Annotated in this window: 15 protein-coding genes and 1 pseudogene; 9 read left to right on the top strand and 7 right to left on the bottom strand. The window is 72.1% G+C overall.

Annotation, left to right across the window (positions count from 1 at the left end; all coding sequences use genetic code 11):
- The first annotated feature begins 19 nt into the window (after positions 1-19).
- Positions 20-865 (top strand): hypothetical protein, encoded by an 846-nt coding sequence (locus ACFVUT_RS00930; RefSeq protein WP_389642173.1) that lies wholly within the window; start codon positions 20-22, stop codon positions 863-865.
- A 473-nt stretch (positions 866-1,338) separates the two neighbouring features.
- Positions 1,339-1,770 carry a MarR family winged helix-turn-helix transcriptional regulator gene (locus tag ACFVUT_RS00925; protein WP_389642170.1) on the top strand — a complete coding sequence of 144 codons (432 nt, stop codon included), beginning with the start codon at positions 1,339-1,341 and terminating at the stop codon, positions 1,768-1,770.
- A gap of 18 nt (positions 1,771-1,788) precedes the next feature.
- Here ACFVUT_RS00925 and ACFVUT_RS00920 read toward each other — a convergent pair.
- Positions 1,789-1,971: pseudogene (locus ACFVUT_RS00920) on the bottom strand (ISAzo13 family transposase); the annotation flags it as partial.
- A gap of 658 nt (positions 1,972-2,629) precedes the next feature.
- Between ACFVUT_RS00920 and dhaK the strand changes: the two are divergent.
- The 3 genes from dhaK to ACFVUT_RS00905 are packed head-to-tail and all read left to right on the top strand — an operon-like array spanning position 2,630 to position 4,665.
- Complete coding sequence (dhaK, locus tag ACFVUT_RS00915; protein ID WP_389642160.1) at positions 2,630-3,622, top strand: dihydroxyacetone kinase subunit DhaK; 993 nt, start codon at positions 2,630-2,632, stop codon at positions 3,620-3,622.
- A gap of 21 nt (positions 3,623-3,643) precedes the next feature.
- Complete coding sequence (gene dhaL, locus ACFVUT_RS00910) at positions 3,644-4,258, top strand: dihydroxyacetone kinase subunit DhaL (RefSeq protein WP_389642152.1); 615 nt, start codon at positions 3,644-3,646, stop codon at positions 4,256-4,258.
- Positions 4,255-4,665, top strand: a complete 411-nt coding sequence (locus ACFVUT_RS00905; RefSeq protein WP_389642149.1) for a PTS-dependent dihydroxyacetone kinase phosphotransferase subunit DhaM — start codon at positions 4,255-4,257, stop codon at positions 4,663-4,665. The genes dhaL and ACFVUT_RS00905 overlap by 4 nt, the downstream gene beginning before the upstream one ends.
- A gap of 119 nt (positions 4,666-4,784) precedes the next feature.
- On the opposite strand, the gene ACFVUT_RS00900 is transcribed toward ACFVUT_RS00905, so the two are convergent.
- The gene (locus ACFVUT_RS00900) at positions 4,785-8,213 is read right to left on the bottom strand and encodes a phosphodiester glycosidase family protein (protein ID WP_389643571.1); all 3,429 of its coding nucleotides are present in this window, start codon (positions 8,211-8,213) and stop codon (positions 4,785-4,787) included.
- A 310-nt stretch (positions 8,214-8,523) separates the two neighbouring features.
- Between ACFVUT_RS00900 and ACFVUT_RS00895 the strand changes: the two genes are divergently transcribed.
- Positions 8,524-9,030, top strand: coding sequence for an NUDIX domain-containing protein (locus ACFVUT_RS00895; RefSeq protein ID WP_389642146.1), 507 nt, complete (start codon positions 8,524-8,526; stop codon positions 9,028-9,030).
- A gap of 87 nt (positions 9,031-9,117) precedes the next feature.
- Here the strand turns inward: ACFVUT_RS00895 and abc-f are convergent, their stop codons facing one another.
- The 3 genes from abc-f to ACFVUT_RS00880 form a co-directional block, all read right to left on the bottom strand.
- Positions 9,118-10,767 (bottom strand): ribosomal protection-like ABC-F family protein, encoded by a 1,650-nt coding sequence (abc-f, locus tag ACFVUT_RS00890; protein ID WP_389642143.1) that lies wholly within the window; start codon positions 10,765-10,767, stop codon positions 9,118-9,120.
- Between the two features lie 403 nt (positions 10,768-11,170).
- Entirely contained in the window at positions 11,171-12,115 is a 945-nt protein-coding gene (locus ACFVUT_RS00885) for a M56 family metallopeptidase (protein ID WP_389642140.1), read from the bottom strand.
- Positions 12,112-12,444, bottom strand: a complete 333-nt coding sequence (locus ACFVUT_RS00880; RefSeq protein ID WP_389643568.1) for a BlaI/MecI/CopY family transcriptional regulator — start codon at positions 12,442-12,444, stop codon at positions 12,112-12,114. Before ACFVUT_RS00880 ends, ACFVUT_RS00885 begins: the two co-directional genes overlap by 4 nt.
- 255 nt (positions 12,445-12,699) lie before the next feature.
- On the opposite strand from ACFVUT_RS00880, the gene ACFVUT_RS00875 reads away from it, so the two are divergent.
- The 3 genes from ACFVUT_RS00875 (at position 12,700) to ACFVUT_RS00865 (ending at position 15,319) form a co-directional block, all read left to right on the top strand.
- Positions 12,700-13,368 (top strand): DedA family protein, encoded by a 669-nt coding sequence (locus ACFVUT_RS00875; RefSeq protein WP_389642138.1) that lies wholly within the window; start codon positions 12,700-12,702, stop codon positions 13,366-13,368.
- Positions 13,368-13,970, top strand: coding sequence for a phosphatase PAP2 family protein (locus ACFVUT_RS00870; protein ID WP_389642135.1), 603 nt, complete (start codon positions 13,368-13,370; stop codon positions 13,968-13,970). The genes ACFVUT_RS00875 and ACFVUT_RS00870 overlap by 1 nt, the downstream gene beginning before the upstream one ends.
- 266 nt (positions 13,971-14,236) lie before the next feature.
- Positions 14,237-15,319 carry a bile acid:sodium symporter family protein gene (locus ACFVUT_RS00865; protein WP_389642132.1) on the top strand — a complete coding sequence of 361 codons (1,083 nt, stop codon included), beginning with the start codon at positions 14,237-14,239 and terminating at the stop codon, positions 15,317-15,319.
- A 174-nt stretch (positions 15,320-15,493) separates the two neighbouring features.
- On the opposite strand, the gene ACFVUT_RS00860 is transcribed toward ACFVUT_RS00865, so the two are convergent.
- A complete protein-coding gene (locus ACFVUT_RS00860; RefSeq protein ID WP_389642129.1) occupies positions 15,494-15,808 on the bottom strand; it encodes a DUF6191 domain-containing protein in 315 nt (104 codons plus the stop codon).
- A gap of 111 nt (positions 15,809-15,919) precedes the next feature.
- Positions 15,920-16,960 carry an NAD(P)-dependent alcohol dehydrogenase gene (locus tag ACFVUT_RS00855; protein ID WP_389642126.1) on the bottom strand — a complete coding sequence of 347 codons (1,041 nt, stop codon included), beginning with the start codon at positions 16,958-16,960 and terminating at the stop codon, positions 15,920-15,922.
- Positions 16,961-16,970 lie beyond the last annotated feature (10 nt).

Raw genomic sequence — 16,970 nt, 5'->3', positions numbered from 1 at the left:
GAGAACGCGTGGAGCGACCGTGGCCACTCTGCTCTGCGCTGTCGCCGTGCTGCTCCTCGGCGCATGCGGGACACAGGTGGCGGGCCAGGGTGGAGGGAGGCCAACGGCTACCGGGCCGATCCCGTGGAGCACGATGCAGCCGTCCGCGGTCACGGGGGCCCGCCTCACCGACGACCGCCGCACACTGCTCCTCGACGCGCAGGTGCCCAGTGGCGAGCACCCGTGTGTGCGGGATCTCAAGGCGGTGCTCACCGACCCTGCGCTCGACCCCGTGCGCGTCCAGATCACCTTCACCACACCGTCTTCGGACAGGCGGTCCGGATGCACCGAGGAGAGCACGGCCACGGCGCGGGTCGGACTGCCCGAGCCGCTGGCCGACCAGGTAGTGGTCGTCGACCACTACGTGCAGTTCACCGCTGACGGTGCCCAGCCGCCCGCGCTGCGACTGTGCGGGCAACTGGGATGCCACCCGCCGGCCACTGGCTGCACCGCCGCGTCCTACGAGCAGGCCTTGTTGGCGGTCAATGCGCCCAAGCACACGTACCGGGACTCCGAGGACTGCAGAGGGAAGTGGCTGGTGCTGGAATTCTCCTGGCGCACGGGACCGGCCTGCGGCGGCTCGCCGGACCCCGCCTGCTCGTCCCGGCTGGGCGACCGCTGGTTCTTCCGGGCGGAGAGCTCCGGCTGGGTTCCGATCGCCGAGGGCGCCGCCGGGGGCTGCCGGGACGTGCAGCGCACAGAGCCCGCTTTCCCGACCTCGATGTGCGACCTCGGTCCGCTCTCCCCCTCGTTGCATCCGAGTCACCCCGCGTCATCCGTCTCCCCGAGCCCCGGTGGGCGTTCCCCCGCGGCAACGGCCCCGTGAACCTGCGTGAGCGTCCTCTCCGGGCTCTGCGGCTGCGTGGCACGTCGTACGGAAGCCGGTGGCGGACCGAGTCCGGGGCCGTCCACTGACCGGGCACCCACCACCACGAGCCGCTTCGTACCCGCGAGCCCTCCACTGCCGACGGGTGAAGAACCGCCCGGTACGCACTCGCGCCCGGACTCGGCGTCTTTCAGACATGGGGAAAGGGCATCTGAAAGAGCGTCTGGCCGTCAGGCGCCCTTCTCGGCGCACCTGCGGGGTCACCGGGCAAGCCGACTCCAGGATCTCGTCCGGCACCGGCTCGGCGGACTCCTGGGCGGTACGCGGGGCAGCCGGCAGGAGGACAACTGCTGCCGGAACGTGGCCAGGGTCGAGGTGGCCGTCATGAGGGCCTTCGATACGATCGACAAGAACCTGACGAGCCCGGCATGCAGAGTCGTCAGGAACCTGTCGACATTTGAGGAGGCTGGGCGTTGGATCCCAACGGGACCGTGGCCGGCTCGCTGACCTTCCTGGTCCGCAAGGTCTGGTTGAACATGCGGTCGGCGATCGCCGCCGAGCTCAAGGAATTCGGGCTGTCCACCTCGCAGTACGCCACCCTGCTGATGGCCGAGGCACAGCCCGGACTGTCGGCCGCGGACATCGCCCGGGAGGTGGCGAGCTCACGTCAGGCCGCCAACGAGATGCTCACCGGTCTCGAAGCGGAGGGGCTGATCGAACGGCGCCCGCATCCGACCGATCGGCGCAGTCGGCTGATCTTCGTCACCGAGACAGGGCGGAACCGCCTGGCCGAGGCCCGGGCCGCCGTCGACCGCTGCGAAGGCGAGTTGGAAGCCGCGTTCACACCGGAGCAGCGAGCCGCGAGCCGCAATTGGCTGGAAGGGATCTCCAAGGCTTGCAGCTGAAGGGCTTGCAGATGACTGACACGTTGTCTTGATCTTCTTGTTGGGCTGGGTGGTCAGAGCGAGGACCTCGCCTGGAGGGTTGCGAGGGCCGCGGGGGGTCGTCGCGGGTGGGATGGCGGTCGCGTGGGTCTTGAGCAGTCTTCTGTGCTTCAGGAGGGTGCCGTGCATGGCTGTGCGGCTGCTGCCGAACAGTGCGGCAAGAATCAGCGCGCTGTCGTAGATCGCTTTGCCGCACCAGTGAAGGGCGGACCGGTCCGGCGCCGATGCGAACACCGAGAGAATATCCAAGACGAAACTGTCGCTTTCGGTCCACCAACGGTCCTGTGGGGTCATGCCCCTGCCTCTCGACAGGTGCCCCGAAGCGTCGCGATCTGCGGGCCGGGTGCCATGCGATCCTGCCGGTCGGCGGATGCGCGGAAAAGGACGTGCGAGCCGGTGAAGCGGCGCATGGAAGTGCCCGCCCCATCGGTGTAGCCGTTCGGGTACACCGATCGCGCGCCCCGGGACCGCGGCCGCACCGAGGCGGCGCGGGCAGCACGGAGTCCGGCCTGTCTGGACGGCACGGAAGCATGCGCCGGGGTCTCGGGGTGACGCACCACCGGCACACATCACGTATCGCCCTCGTGACCTTCGCAGTCGCACGGTCGATACTGCCGACAGCAAGGTTTTGGCCGACACGCAACCAACCCGCCGCAGATATGTGACGTACCGTCATCGAAGTCGGCGTCACGTCAGCACCAGTACCGCCCACAGCCGCTTCCGACCACCGCCGACCGGCACGACCAAGAGTGAAACCCCCCTCCGACCGGTGGAAACACAGGTCGGAGGCCGACCTTCCGAGCTCACCAGGAGGTAACCCGTGAGGATGCTCATCAACGTCCCCGAAACCGTCGTCGCGGACGGGCTGCGCGGGATGGCAGCCGCCCATCCGGAGCTGGCAGTGGATGTCGAGAACCGTGTCGTCGTGCGGCGTGACGCACCCGTGGCCGGGAAGGTGGCGCTCGTCTCCGGCGGCGGGTCGGGGCACGAGCCGTTGCATGCGGGATTCGTCGGGCCCGGGATGCTGTCCGCTGCCTGTCCGGGAGAGGTGTTCACCTCGCCGGTGCCCGATCAGATGGTCCGGGCCGCCGCGGCGGTGGACAGTGGGGCGGGGGTGCTGTTCGTCGTCAAGAACTACACAGGTGACGTGCTGAACTTCGAGATGGCTGCCGAGCTCGCCGAGGAGGAGGGCCTGCGGGTCACCCGGGTGCTCGTCAATGACGACGTGGCCGTGACCGACAGCCTCTTCACCGCGGGGCGGCGGGGCACGGGCGCGACCCTGTTCGTCGAGAAGATCGCCGGTGCGGCCGCCGACGAAGGCGCGCCGTTGGAGCGGGTGGAGGCCGTCGCCCGGCGGGTGAACGAGTCGTCGCGGAGTTTCGGGGTGGCGCTCAGCGCCGTCACCACACCGGCCAAGGGATCCCCCATGTTCGATCTGCCGCCGGGCGAGCTGGAACTGGGGATCGGAATCCATGGCGAGCCGGGGCGGGAGCGGCGTCCGATGATGACGTCGCGGGAGATCGCCGATTTCGCCGTGGACGCGGTGCTGGCGGACCTGCAACCGCGCGGACCGGTGATCGTGCTGGTCAACGGCATGGGCGCGACGCCGCTGCTGGAGCTGTACGGGTTCAATGCCGAGGTGCAGCGGGTGCTGTCCGAGCGGGGTGTCGTGGCGGCTCGTACGCTCGTGGGGAACTATGTGACCTCGCTCGACATGGCGGGCTGCTCGGTGACGCTCTGCCAGGTGGACGAGGAGTTGCTGCGCCTCTGGGACGCGCCGGTGGAAACGCCCGCGCTGCGCTGGGGCCGTTGAACCGCCGGAAAAGGAGATCATGTGCTGGACGCCGACTTCTTCCACCGTTGGATGATCGCGACCGCCGATTCCGTCGCACGCGAGGCGAACCATCTCACCGAGCTCGACGCGGCGATCGGGGACGCCGATCACGGCAGCAATATGCAACGCGGATTCGCCGCAGTGAAGGCGGCCCTGGACAAGGAGCCGCCCCCGACCCCGGGAGCCGTGCTGATGCTCGCCGGGCGACAGCTGATCTCGACCGTCGGCGGGGCTTCGGGGCCGTTGTACGGGACGCTGCTGCGGCGTACCGGCAAGGCTCTGGGCGACGCGCCCGACGTCGCGCGGCCGCAGTTGGCGGAGGCGCTCGGGGTGGGCGTCGCGGCCGTGGCGCAGATGGGCGGGGCGCAGGCCGGCGACAAGACGATGCTCGACGCGCTGCTGCCGGCAGCCGAGGCGCTCGGCACCTCGTTCCGGGCAGCTCGGGAGGCGGCGGACGCGGGGGCGCTGGCGACCGTGCCGCTGCTGGCACGCAAGGGCAGGGCGAGCTATCTGGGTGAACGCAGCATCGGGCATCAGGACCCGGGCGCGACGTCGTCCGCGCTGCTGATCACCGCATTGGCCGAGACCGACGGTGTGAACGGTGGTGACGCGTGAGCGGCGGGAAGATGGTCGGGATCGTACTGGTCTCGCACAGCGGGCCGGTGGCCGAGTCCGTCGCCGAGTTGGCCAAGGGGCTCGCGGCAGGTGGCGCGACGGCTCCGGTGGCCGCCGCCGGGGGCACTCCCGAAGGCGGTCTCGGGACGAGCACGGAGCTGATCGCCGAGGCGGCCAGGTCCGTGGACGGCGGTGCGGGGGTGGCGTTATTGGCCGACCTGGGCAGCGCGGTGCTCACGATCAAGACGATGCTGGCCGAGGACGACGAACTGCCGGCAGGCTCGCGGCTGGTGGATGCCCCGTTCCTGGAGGGTGCGGTGGCGGCTGTGGTCACCGCTTCGGCGGGCGGCGACATCGCGGCGGTGGCGGCTGCTGCGTCGGAGGCCCACGACTACCACAAGGTGTAGGCGGACGCGGCTGCGCGGTCGTGACGGCGCCCCGCACCGCTGCCCACGGGTGGTACGGGGCGCCCGCGGGCCCGTCCGGCCGTGATCGCCGGACAGGCCCCCGGGCCGTCAGGCCGCCGTCAGGCCGCCGGCGCGGCTGCGGCTGCCTCGATCCTGATCTGCACCTTCCGGGTCGTTCCGTCGACGGTCACGGCGAGCGTGATCGTGCCGGGCCGGAGCGCGGTGAGGGTGCCGGTGGACGGGTCGAGGACAGCGGTGTGCCGGTGGCGTGCGTCCTGCGGGGCGCCGATGTGGACGTTCGGGGATCCGGTCCAGTCCGCGGCCAGCGGGAAGCCGACCGGGACGCTGCGGGTGCCTTGCGTGACGGTCGCGGTGACCTTGCCGCGGCTTCCGGCGCCGAGCACCGCGGGCGCGTCGATGTCCAGCGCGTCGACGTGCGCACGGGTCTGTACGGAGACCCAGTCGGGCCCGCCCTGCCAGGGCCGCTGCTGTGCCGCCCGCTGTTCACCGGGCGTGATGCGGTCGGCTCCGACCAGCGACCAGCCGGTGAAGCCGCCCGCGTCCGCCGGCCCGGCCGGTGCCTTGCCCGCGTTGCCGTTGATCAGATAGGGCACTCCGTCGACGTGGGAGGCGTGGAAGACGCCGACGTGGCTGCCGATGAAGGCCGCCCCCTTGCCCGTCGAGCGGCGGAAGTCGGCGAGCCACTGTTCGACGAGGGCCGCCTCCTTGCGGTCTCCGAGCTGGCTGCCCTTCTGTACGGTCGGGTCGCGCGGCGGCACGTGCTCGATCAGCATGACGGAGTCCACGGCCCGGTCCTTCGCCGCCGCGTCCAACTGGGCGCGCAGCTGCTCGATCTGGGCGAAGCCCCCGGCCCGCAGGCTGAGGCCGGACGTGTCGAGCGTGATGACGCGGGTGCCCTTGTGGTCGAACGTCCGCCGGGCGGGTCCGAACTCGGTGACGAAGTTGTCGATGGTGCCGCCCATCACCTCGTGGTTGCCCGGTACGTAGTACCAGGGCAGTGAGTCGCCCAGTTCCTCGGTGAGGATCCGGTGGGCGAAGGCCAGGTCGGCGGGCGATCCCTCGTCGACGAGGTCGCCGTTGATCACGAGGAAGTCCGGGCGGGCCGCCTTGATCTCGCGCAGGGTGCGCCGTGCCTGGGCGACGATGGCGCTGTCCGGGTCACGCGCGACGAACTGGGCGTCGGACATCACCGCGAACTGCCAGTCCCTGCCCTCGGTCACGGCTGCGGGGTCGATCAACGGGTCGACGGGAGCGGCCTGTTCGGGAAGGTCGACGGTGGGCGGAACCTGGGCGGTCAGTTCATCGATGACGATGTCGCCCGTGTACTGCTCGGCGGCTGCGGTCTCCGCGAGGTAGAAACGGGACACGGAGAGCGGCATGGCGGCTCCCGGCGGTACGGCGAAGGTGACCTGACGCCAGCCGGTCCAGGTGACGTACGGTCCGCGCAGCAGTTGGTCGGAGCCCGCCGCGTCCTTGAGGTGCAGGGTCGGCCAGGCGCCGTTGCCGTCGCCCTTGATCCACAGCTTGAACGACTGGGGCTGGCCGGGCACGGTGATCGGCTGGGGCGGGGACGCGTAGGCGGCACGGGTCGCGGTGGACTGGGTGAAGTCGTAGGTGAGCCGTAGTCCTGTGCCGGTGCGGCCGTCGGGCGTGGCGGCGAGCGCACCGCTCGCCCGGGCCTGGCTGAACTTCCAGTCCGCCGCGTCGTCGAAGGAGGAGACGGCCTGCTCGGCGAGGCCGACGCTGACGGCGAGGACGGTGGTGGTGCCGGCCACGGTCGCCTCGATCTGCCCGGCACCGGCGCCGGTGCGTGAGGTGACGGTGAAGGAGCCCTGGCCGTCGTCGCGGATGTCGAACAGCGCGTGGTCGTAGTCGAGGTCGATGTCGCCCGGTTCGACCGGGGCGCTGGTGCCGTGGGCGTCGAGTCCGACGATGCCGAACGTGCCGGTGGCCTCGGCGTCGGCGAGGCCCACCCGCCGGGTGGTCGGCTCGATCCGGGCCAGCTTGTCGAGGACGGTCAGGGTCGTCCTGCCCCGCGCCGGTCCGTGTTCGGCGCGTACGTCGGTGGTGCCGCTGCGGCGTGCGGTGAAGAGTCCGTCGCTGTCGACCGTACCGACGGCGCCTCGCGTCGTGCGCCAGTGCGGCTCGCCTTCGGCGGGGCCGTAGGTCTCGTCGTATCCGGTCGCGGTGAGGCGCCGGGTGAGTCCGGGGAAGACCCGGTCGGGGTGGCCGCCCTTGACCGGGTCGACGCCCGGTGCGGAACCGGCGGGTGTGCGGGGCTGGACCCAGAAGCCCTTGAGCCGGCCGCTGCCGTCGGGGGCGGTCAGGGCGAGGCCGTTGGGGACGGTGCGTTCGCTGCCGTCGGACGGACTGTTCTCCACCCGGAGCGCGTCGCTGCCGGGCACCCGTGCCACGAGGGTCGACGATCCGCCGCCGTCCAGGTTGAGTGCGCTGTACGAGCCGGCGTCCCGCATCATCAGACCGAGTTCGGTGAGGGTGACACCGCCGCTGTCGGCCTGCCGTCCGTCGACGGTGAGGATCTGCATGGAGCGGCCGTCCTGGGAGAATCCGACGGCGGTGCGGGGCGCGGCGGTGTTGTTGCCCTCGCCGTCGTGGTTCTGCGCGACCCCGTCGACGACGAGCAGTTCACGGCCGCCGACGGCGGTGCGCGGCACGGCTCCGCTGTCGGTGCGTGCCCGGTAGGTCAGCGACACCGGGTCGCCGGGCTTCAGCGCGTCGAGTGCGGCGGCTCCGGCTTCACGGCCGATCAGGACGGTGGTGTCGTCGGGGACGGCTCCCGATCCGGGGGTGTGCGCGACGGAGACGACCGTGCCGTCCCGTACGACCGCTTCGGTGACCGGCGCGGCGTTGTCCACGGTCAGGGCCCGGTCGGCGGCTCCCCAGGCGGAGGTGTACGCGCCGATTCCCCCGGCCGGCACGTTGGCGGCGTTGTACGCGGCGAGCGGCTGCTGCCCGGCGGGCAGGGTGAGTGTTCCCTCGAAGTACAGGTTCAGGATGCGTCCGGCGCCGTCCGGTCCGATGCCGACGGCCCGGTTGATTCCCGGGGCGGGCGACTGGACGGTGGCGCCGTCCCTGATACCGATCCCCTCGGGTGCGCCGGTCTGGTTGATGTCGAAGAAGTCGGCGTTGATCGCGGCGACCGTCCGGCGGCCTCGGCCCGCGTCGTGTCCGGCGGCGAGTTCGGAGACCGTGCGCCGGTCGGAGACCTTGCCGGAGGAGAGGTAGTCGGCCTGTACCCCGGTGCCGGAGAGATCGACGGAGAGCGCGTCGATCCGCAGCCACTTGTCGGATTCGAGCCGGTCGTAGGAGTCGAGACGGACACCGGGGGCGATCGGGCGCGACGCGCGTGCCGTCTCGATGCCGTCGTCGTCCGCGACGGCTCCGGCTGTCCCCGCGGGGTTGCTCGCGGGGGGCGGGGCGACGGGTCTGAGAACTTCGGCGGAGGTACGGGGCCGGGGATCGGGGTTCGTATCGGCGAGAGCGGGAGAGATCGCGCCGACCGTCATCGCGGACACCGTCGCCAGCAGGACGAGCGGTCGGACAGCCCCGTACCGTCGTTCCTTCCTGCCACCCGGTCCGGTCGTCCCGCCGACTATGCCAAGGAACACAAATCCTCCTGAGATTCCCGTGGTTGCGCGGTCGCCCGTGGGCGGGAAGCGCTGTCGGCGGCCAGCATGGCCGCGCGCGCAGCGGCGCACCAGAGGGCATCGGGAACCCCGGGCGGAACAGGAAACGTCGAGTGGATGACGGCGTCGATCGGCGGGACGAGGGTGTCGTCCGCGGCGGCGTACGGTACCGGGACGCAGACTTGACGTCATGTCATCCCAGAAGCGCGCCACGCGCAGTGCGGGTCTTCTGCTGTTCCGCCGGCCGGAGGGGACCGCGGACGGCGGTGATGGTTTCGAGGTGCTCATCGGGCACATGGGCGGCCCGTTCTGGGCGGGCCGTGAGAGTGCCGCGTGGTCGATTCCCAAGGGGGAGTACGGCCCGGCCGAGGAGCCCGCGGACGCCGCCCGCCGGGAGTTCGAGGAGGAGTTCGGCCTTCCGGTGCCGGACGGTCCGTGGGTGGCGCTCGGTGAAGCCCGCCAGTCCGGGGGCAAGACCGTGGCGGTGTGGGCGATGGAGGCGGATCTCGATGTCACGGCGGCCGTTCCGGGGACGTTCACCATGGAATGGCCGCGTGGCTCCGGTGTCGTGCGCGAGTTCCCGGAGATCGACCGGTTCGCCTGGTGCACGCCCGCGGCGGCCGCCCAGCGGCTCGTATCGGGGCAGCGGATCTTCCTCGACCGGCTGCGGGAACACCTGGAGCGGTCGGCGGGGTGACGCCCGCTCAGGACGGTTCCTGAGCGGGGCGCGCACCGGCTGCGGGGCCTGGCCCCGGGCCGCGGAGATCCCGTTCCCGCTCGGGGCTCACCCAGGGACGTCACCGACCGGGTGGCCGCCGTTCAGCTCCAGCCGGTCACCGGTGAAGCGGCTGCGGAAGCTTCGGTCGTGCGAGACGACGACCACGGCTCCCCGGTACTCCCCGAGTGCCGCTTCCACCTCCTCCACCAGGCTCAGCGCGATGTGGTTCGTCGGCTCGTCCAGCACCAGCAGGTCGGCGGGGCGGGTGACCAGCCGGGCCAGTGCGAGCCGCCGCTGCTGGCCGACGGAGAGGGCGGCGACCGGCACCGTCAGGTCCTCGGGGCGGAACAGTCCCAGAGCGAGGAGGCTGTCGGCGTACTCGTCGGGGTGGCCGGGCCGTCCCGCGGCGAAGGTCGCCAGCAGTGTGCGGCGCGTCGGCCGGACAGGAAGCTCCTGCGGGAGGTAGCCGATCCTGGCCCGGCGGCGCACCGTGCCCCCGTCGGGCGCGAGATCCCCGGCCAGGACCCGCAACAGGGTGGACTTCCCGGCGCCGTTGGGACCGGTGACCAGGAGGCGCTGCGCCGGGTCCACCCGGAGAGCGGGCAGGTGGAGCCGGTCGCCGACGACGACGGAGTCGAGCAGGACGAGGGTGCCGGTGCCGGCATCGTCGTCCGCTGCGACGGGGATGTCGGCGCGGAAGCGCAGGGGCCGGGGCGGGGCGGGCACGGGTTTCCCGCGCAGCCGCTCCAGTCGGGTTCTGGCGGCCCTGACCTGTCCGGACAACTTGGCCTCGTGTGAACGCCGGTGCTTGCCCAGACCTTCGCGCGGGTCCTTCCCGGTACCGGTGAGCCGCCGGCCGGCGGCGCTCACGAGTTCTTCGGTGCGGGCCACCTCGTCCAGCCATTCCTGGTGGTCCTGCGCCCAGCGGCGTCGCGCGGACGCTTTCGCGGTGCGGTAGCCGCCCCAGCCGTCCCCGTACCGGACGACGCCGCGCAGGTCGCGGTCGACCTCAAGAATGGCGGTGGTGGTCCGTTCCAGGAAGGTCCGGTCGTGGGTGATGACGACGGCGGTGCCCCGGTGAGCCCGCACGTGCTCCTCCAGCCAGGTGGTGGCGCGGAGGTCGAGGTGGTTGGTCGGCTCGTCGAGCAGCAGGAGTTCGGGAGCGGAGGCGAGTACGCAGGCGAGCGCGAGTCTGGACTGTTCACCTCCGGACAGTGTGCCGAGGGTGCGTTCGCGGCTGAGGTGGGCGAGTCCCAGTCCGTGCAGGGCCGCGTCGACCCGGGTGTCGGCCAGGTAGCCGCCGCGTTCCTCGTACGCCGTCAGCAGGTCGCCGTACGCGTCGAGTCGGGAGGCGTCCGGGGTGCGGGCGGTGGCGAGCGCTTCTTCGGCGGCGCGGATGTCGCGCTCCAGCCGGCGCAGCTCGGCCAGCGCCGTGTCGACGGCGTCCTGGACCGTGCGGCCGGGGGCGAGCGCGAGTGTCTGGGCGAGGTGGCCGGTGCCGCCGGGGAAGCGGACGGTGATCTCGCCGCTGTCCGGTGCCTCTCCTTCGGCCATGAGCCGGAGAAGCGTGGACTTTCCGGAGCCGTTCTCGCCGATCACTCCGATTCTTTCGCCGGGGTGGACGGTGAACGACACCTGGTCGAGGACGGTTCGCTCCCCGTAACTCTTGGAGACGTCCTTCATGGTCAGCTGGGCGTGGCTGTGCTCGGGGGCCATGGGTGCTTTCCCTGGGGTGACATGCCGCGGCGGCGCACGACGATGCGCTGCGGGGCGGGAGTTCCGGACGGACGAGAGGGACTGCGGCACGCGGGACGGCCTGAGGCATCCGGCGACGCTCGGCGTCACACGGCGTCAGACATCACGCGGCGTCACGCATCACGGTGCGCTCGGCGTCACGCGGCGGCGTCCGTGCCCGGAATCAGCGAAAGAAGTAGTACGAACCCATGGCGCCCAGTGTAGCCACGGCAGCCGGTGCCGCCACGGGATTTCGGCGGCCAGTGGCGGGGGTCGTTGTCGGCGGCCAGTGGCGGGGGTCGTTGTCGGCGGCCGGTGGCGGGGGCTCGGCCACCGCGGAGAATCCGGCAGGGGCGGTACGCCGGGCGGGGTCAGTGCTGCGGGGTCAGTGCTGCGCGCTCTCGCCCTGTGCTGTCTCGATGCTGCTGTGGAGATCGCTCGTCGCGTCGAGCGCGGCGGCTCCGGAGACGACCAGGCAGGCCAGCAGCGTCGCGGCGGCCGCCCGGCCGACGCGCGGTCGCGGGGTGCCGCGGCCGAGAAGTGCGGCGACGCGGCGCGGTACGGGTCCAGCAGCCGCCGCGAGCGCCATGCGCGGACGAGTCCGCGCGGCGCCTTCGGCGGCGCGTGCGGCGAGTGCGGCTCGGCCGATGGCCCGTGCGGCGACCCGCCGGTCACCGACGGCGGAGGCGGCCGCCTCGTCGGCGCAGCGCTCCAGGGCGTAGCCCATGGGGGCGCGCAGAGACCGCAGCGCGGGGTGGCAGAGTGCCGACAGCTCGGCCGCGGCGATGAAGAGGTGGTGGCGGCCCACGAGATGGGCACGCTCGTGCGCCAGCAGGGCGTCGCGTTCGGCGGGGTCCAGGGCGCGCAGCATTCCCGTGGTGACGACGATCCGTCCGGGGGTGCCCGGGCGTCCGGGCAGTGCGTACGCGTCGGGGCTGCTGTCGCGCAGAACCGCGAGCTCGCCACCCGCGTACGCGGTCGGCCGCACGGGCCGGTGCAGTTCCGTCCAGTGGCGGCGGATGCTCCGGGCGACGGCGACGGCACAGCACGTGAGCAGCGCCAGCGCGGTGGCCGCGAGGGGCACGGCGAGGGCGGGAGCGACGTCGGAGAGTGGTCTGACGAGTTCACCGAAGGCGGAGACGGCGGAGAAGCGGGTCGCGCCGGGCACGACCAGGAGGGCCAGGGCGAGCAGGCTGCACAGGGCGAGGCCGATGCCCGTGGAGGCGAGCAGACGTACGGCGCGCACCGGCGACAGGGCGTCCGCGAAGCGACGGGCCGCGGGGACCGCGACGAAGGGCATGAGCAGCGGAACCCACACGGCGTAGATCATCGGGCTTCTCCGTCGAGCAGGTCCCGCAGCAGTTGCTCGTCCTCGTCGGTGAGCTGGGACACGAATCGGGCCAGCACCGTGCTGCGGTCCTCCTCCTTCTGTAGTTCGCTGTGCATACGACGGGCGGTCAGCCCGGGGGCGTCCTCGGTCGGGGTGTACGCGAACCCACGGCCGGCGCGGGTGCGGGTGACTGTTCCCTTTTCGTAGAGCCGGGACAGGATCGTGGTGACGGTGGTGCGGGCGAGCGCCGCCCCGATGGCCCCCTGCACCTGGCCCGGCGTGAGCGGGGTTTCCGCCGCCCACAGGGCCGCCAGGATCGCGGACTCCAGCTCGCCGGAGGGGCGCCGCTCCGGCGCGGCGTGGTGCGGTGACGGGCGCTCCGGCGCGGCTTCCGGGGCCGGTCCGGGGACCGGTTCGCCGCGCCGACGGGGGTCGGGCTCTCCGCTCGATATCCCCTTCACCTGTGGCATGGGAACTCTCCTCCCCCTTCGGGCGTCTACAGTGACGTAGACCGTCTACACCACTGTAGTCAGTCCGGGCGTTCCGCACGGCCGCCCGCTCACCATTATGGGAGACCCTCCACCGTGTCCGTATTCTCATGGGCGGCCGCGCCACAAGCGGTGAATCTGCTCGACGCGGGTTCCCTGCTCGGAACGTTCGGTGCGCTCGGCATCGCCGTCGTGCTCTTCGCCGAGACGGGACTGCTCGTCGGCTTCTTCCTGCCCGGCGATTCCCTGCTGTTCACGGCGGGGCTTCTCTGCGTGACCGGCACGGGCGGCCCGGTCGAACTGTCATTGTCACAGGTGCTCATCGCGGCCGTGGCCGGCGCGCTGCTCGGCGCGCAGGCGGGTTACTGGATCGGCCGCCGCGGCGGCCGGGCCCTGCTCGCCCGCAGCCGCGCGAAGCGACTGCACGAGGGTGCCGCCCGCGCGGAGGAACTGCTCGGGAGATACGGGCACGCGCGCGCGATCGTGCTGGCCCGCTTCGTACCCGTCGTGCGCACGGTGCTGAACCCACTGGCCGGGGCGCTCAACGTCCCTGCCGGGCTGTTCACCCTGTGGCAGGTCATCGGCGGGACGGTCTGGACCGTGGGGCTGGTCCTCGCGGGATACGCCCTGGGCTCGTCGGTGCCCAACGTCGACCGCTATCTGCTGCCGATCGTGGCCGTCGTGGTCGTGGTCTCCCTCATTCCGCTCGCCGCCGAACTGCTCCGTTCCCGCAACGGGCGCACCGCCGAAGGAGACCGCAGCTGATGCTTCTCGCCTCCACCGCCACCACGATCGACGGCGGCCTGTACACCTGGATCACCGAGCTGGCCCGGCACTCCCCCGCCGCTCTGGACTCCGCCGTCCGCGTCTGGTCGGACTACGGGCTGGCCCTGTTCGCCCTGCTGATGCTCGCGTCCTGGTGGCGTTCCCGCTCGGCGGGCCCCGCCCGTACCGCCATGGCGCTCTGCACGCCGCTCGTCGTAGGGGCCGCGTACGTCGTCAACGACCTGGTGAAATCGATCGTCCACGAGCAACGGCCGTGCCAGACCCTGCATGTGGTGACGGTGGAGGCATGTCCCGCGCTCGGTGACTGGTCCTTCCCCAGCAACCACGCCGCCATCGCGGCGGCCTCGGCGACGGCCATCTGGCTGGCCGATCGCCGGCTGGGAGCGATCGCGGTGCCGGCCGCTGTGCTGATGGCGGCGTCCCGGGTATGGATCGGTGTGCACTACCCGCACGATGTACTGATCGGGCTGGTCACCGGCGTGCTCGTCGCATGGCCGCTGACGATCGCGGCACGACGCTGCGCCCCCGTCGTGGTGCGACTGCGCGACAGCGCCCTGCGCCCCCTGGTGGCGAGCCGGTGACCGGGGACGCCTCGACGGCCGCGCGCGCCGGGTCAGGGCCCGTCGCGTTACGCCTCCGTGTGCCCCTGGCGGCCGTGGTCGCCGGGGTGCTCGGCCTCTGCGGGCCGGTGGCCCCCGTCCGGGCGACTAGGCACGGCGTGCGCGCGGGACGGCTGTCCGCCACGATCCGGGCCGGGTTCGGGACCGCGCTGATACGGAAGGCACTGCCGCTCCCGCAGTGACCGTTCCGTCAGGCCCCACCCCCACCGAGGTCCCCGATGCCCCTCATGGCTCCCGTCCGTGCCGACCGTGTCCACCGTGCCCCTGCCGTGCCACGGCTGCTCTCGCTCCTCCAGCGCCGGCTGACCTGGGTGACGGTCGCCGCGTACGCAGGGGCCGCGCTCCTGCCGCAGGCCGGACTGGCGCTGCGGCACCTGCACCTCGCCACGGTTCCCGTGCCCGGTGGCGCCCGTGCGCACCTCGCCCTGCCGTCGCTCCTGCTGGGCCTTCTGCTCTTCGTCGCGGCGTTACGGGTACCGGCCGGCCGGTTGCCGCAGCTCCTCCGACGGCCGCTTCCGCTGCTGGTCGGAACGGCCGCCAACACACTCATTCCGCTGGCCCTTCTGCCCTGCGCCGCGGCCGTGCTGGGCCGACTGCCCGACGCGGACGGCTGCAGCGGGCTGATCACCGGACTCGCGCTCGTGGGAGCCATGCCGGTCGCCGCGGGCGCCACGGTCTGGGGCGGCCGGGCGGGCGGCAGTCACTCCCTCGTCGTGGGCATCGTGCTCGCCTCCACACTGCTCAGTCCGCTGACCATTCCGCTGACGCTCTCGATGGCCTCGACGGTGACACGTGGCCACTACGCTCACGATCTGTCCCTGATGGCGGCGACGGACGGCGGGGCGTTCGCCGTGATCAGTGTGATCGTGCCGTGCGTCGCGGGTCTGGCCGTCCAGTGGGCGACACCCGGTCCCGTGCTCGCACGGCATCTGCCGTGGCTGGGACTGCTCGGACTCGTCGACGCGGTGCTCCTCACCTACAGCAACGCCTGCGGGGCGCTCGGCGGGTTCCTCACCCACCCGCGGCCCATGCTGCTGGTCGCGGACGTCGTCGTGACCGGGGCGCTGTGTGCGGCATCGTTCGTCATCGGCTGGTGCCTGGCCCGTACGGTACGGGCGAACCGCGCGGACACCGTGGCGATCACGCTCACGTGCGGGATGAACAACAGCAGTGCCGGTGCGGTGCTCGCCGCCACCCATCTCCCGAGCAGTCCCCAGGTGCTCCTGCCGGTTCTCGCGTACAGCCTGCTCCAGAAGTGCGGGGCGGGGTTGGCTGACGCGGTCCTGCGCCGCCGCGCCGCCTCGTCCTGAACCCGGCGCGGTGGCCGGGAAGGCGTGCCGGGAAGCGCGCGGCGACCGGTGCGATGCCTCGCAGGGCGGACGATCGCCCTCGCACCGGCGGAACGGGGATGCGGGGACCACGCGGCGAGGTGCCGTGACGGACGCCGTAAGCCGGTGACTCCATGCACCCGTGCTCTCGCGGCGTCAGCGGCCTGGCAGGCGGATGACGGCGCGGCCGCCGTCGAGGTCGACGGTGGAGCGGTGGGGCGGGGCGCCGTCCTCCTCGTCGTCGCGCAGCAGCAGGGCGCTCTGGCGTTCCTTGAGTTCGCTCTGCTTTCCGGGCGAGAAGCTCGCGTGCAGCTGCTCGAACCCCGTTGCCGACACCTGCCCCTGGCGTGCGCTGTTGCGCCAGGGCAGCAGCCCCGCCCGCCCTGCGCGCAGCATCAGTTGATCGAGGAAGGCGACGACGGTCAGCCCGATCACCAGTCCGGGCAGCGTCATCAGCGCGACGAATTCCATCCGCGCATTCTCGGCGGTGCGCGGTGCGGTGCGCATCGGTCGCGGGGATGACCGTGCGGGCCGGCGCACTGCGCGACGGCCCGCACGGCACTGCCGAGGAGGTCGGACCGGTCAGCCGTTGGGGAGGATGACGGCGCGTCCGTTGATCTTGCCGGCGTGCAGCCTCTCGTACGCCAGCGGTGCCTCGTCCAGGGAGTACGTCTCGACGTGCACCTTGACCGATCCGGCGCGGGCCAGGTCGAGGACCTCGGCGAGCTCGGAGCGCGAACCCCAGTACGGGGCGGTCACCGTGGTCTCGAAGGGCAGGTGGCCGAAGCCGACCGGCAGGGCACCGCCGCCGATGCCGACGATCGTGACATCGCTTTCGACCGCGGCCACGGCACCGGCCGTGGCCACCGTGGACGGTGCCCCGACGAAGTCCAGGACGACCTGGGCGCCGACGCCGCCGGTCAGTTCGCGGACCTTCGCCGCGGCGTGCTCGTCGGAGAGGACCGCCTCGTGGGCGCCGACGGTGGCGGCGAGGGCCAGCTTCTCCTCCGTGACATCGAGCGCGATGACACGGACGGCCGTCATGGCGCGCAGCAACTGGATCGCGACATGGCCGAGGCCGCCGGTACCGATGACGACGGCGGTGGCACCGGGCACCAGCTTGGGCAGGGACCGCTTGATCGCGTGGTACGGGGTGAGACCGGCGTCGGTGAGAGGTACGGACTGCACCGGGTCGAGGTCGCCGAGCGGGACCAGGTGGCGCGGGTCGTCGACGATCATGTACTCGGCCATGGCCCCGGGCGAGCCGAGTCCGGGCGGGTTGATGCCCAGTTCGGTGGCGCGCAGGCAGTAGTTCTCCTTGCCCTCGGCGCACTTGACGCACGTGCCGCAGCCCCACGGGCCGTAGACCGCGACGGACTCGCCGAGCGCGAGGCCGGTGACGCCGTCGCCGAGGGCCGCTACGGTACCGACGCCCTCATGGCCGAGCGTGAGCGGCAGCGGGTAGGGGAACCCCTCGGCCGGCCAGCTCATCACGGCGATGTCGGAGTGGCAGACACCTGCGGCGGTGACCTTCAGCAACACCTGGCCGGGGCCGGGCTCCGGGTCGGGCACGGTGACGACTTCGGGTGCCGAGCCTATGGTGCGGTACTGAACGGCCTTCATGGGATTCTCC

The organism is Streptomyces sp. NPDC058051 (genome assembly GCF_042885475.1).
In the GTDB taxonomy this organism is placed as follows: domain Bacteria; phylum Actinomycetota; class Actinomycetes; order Streptomycetales; family Streptomycetaceae; genus Streptomyces.
Note: the sequence above shows the minus strand (reverse complement) of the source record. Positions and strands in the feature narration are given on the sequence as shown.

What these genes read in the sequence shown, in the direction of transcription:
- ACFVUT_RS00900 (WP_389643571.1), bottom strand. Translation starts at nt 8,213, where the DNA reads ATGACGGTCGGCGCGATCTCTCCCGCTCTCGCCGATACGAACCCCGAT.
- ACFVUT_RS00895 (WP_389642146.1), top strand. Translation starts at nt 8,524, where the DNA reads ATGTCATCCCAGAAGCGCGCCACGCGCAGTGCGGGTCTTCTGCTGTTC.
- abc-f (WP_389642143.1), bottom strand. Translation starts at nt 10,767, where the DNA reads ATGGCCCCCGAGCACAGCCACGCCCAGCTGACCATGAAGGACGTCTCC.
- ACFVUT_RS00885 (WP_389642140.1), bottom strand. Translation starts at nt 12,115, where the DNA reads ATGATCTACGCCGTGTGGGTTCCGCTGCTCATGCCCTTCGTCGCGGTC.
- ACFVUT_RS00870 (WP_389642135.1), top strand. Translation starts at nt 13,368, where the DNA reads ATGCTTCTCGCCTCCACCGCCACCACGATCGACGGCGGCCTGTACACC.
- ACFVUT_RS00865 (WP_389642132.1), top strand. Translation starts at nt 14,237, where the DNA reads ATGGCTCCCGTCCGTGCCGACCGTGTCCACCGTGCCCCTGCCGTGCCA.
- ACFVUT_RS00860 (WP_389642129.1), bottom strand. Translation starts at nt 15,808, where the DNA reads ATGGAATTCGTCGCGCTGATGACGCTGCCCGGACTGGTGATCGGGCTG.
- ACFVUT_RS00855 (WP_389642126.1), bottom strand. Translation starts at nt 16,960, where the DNA reads ATGAAGGCCGTTCAGTACCGCACCATAGGCTCGGCACCCGAAGTCGTC.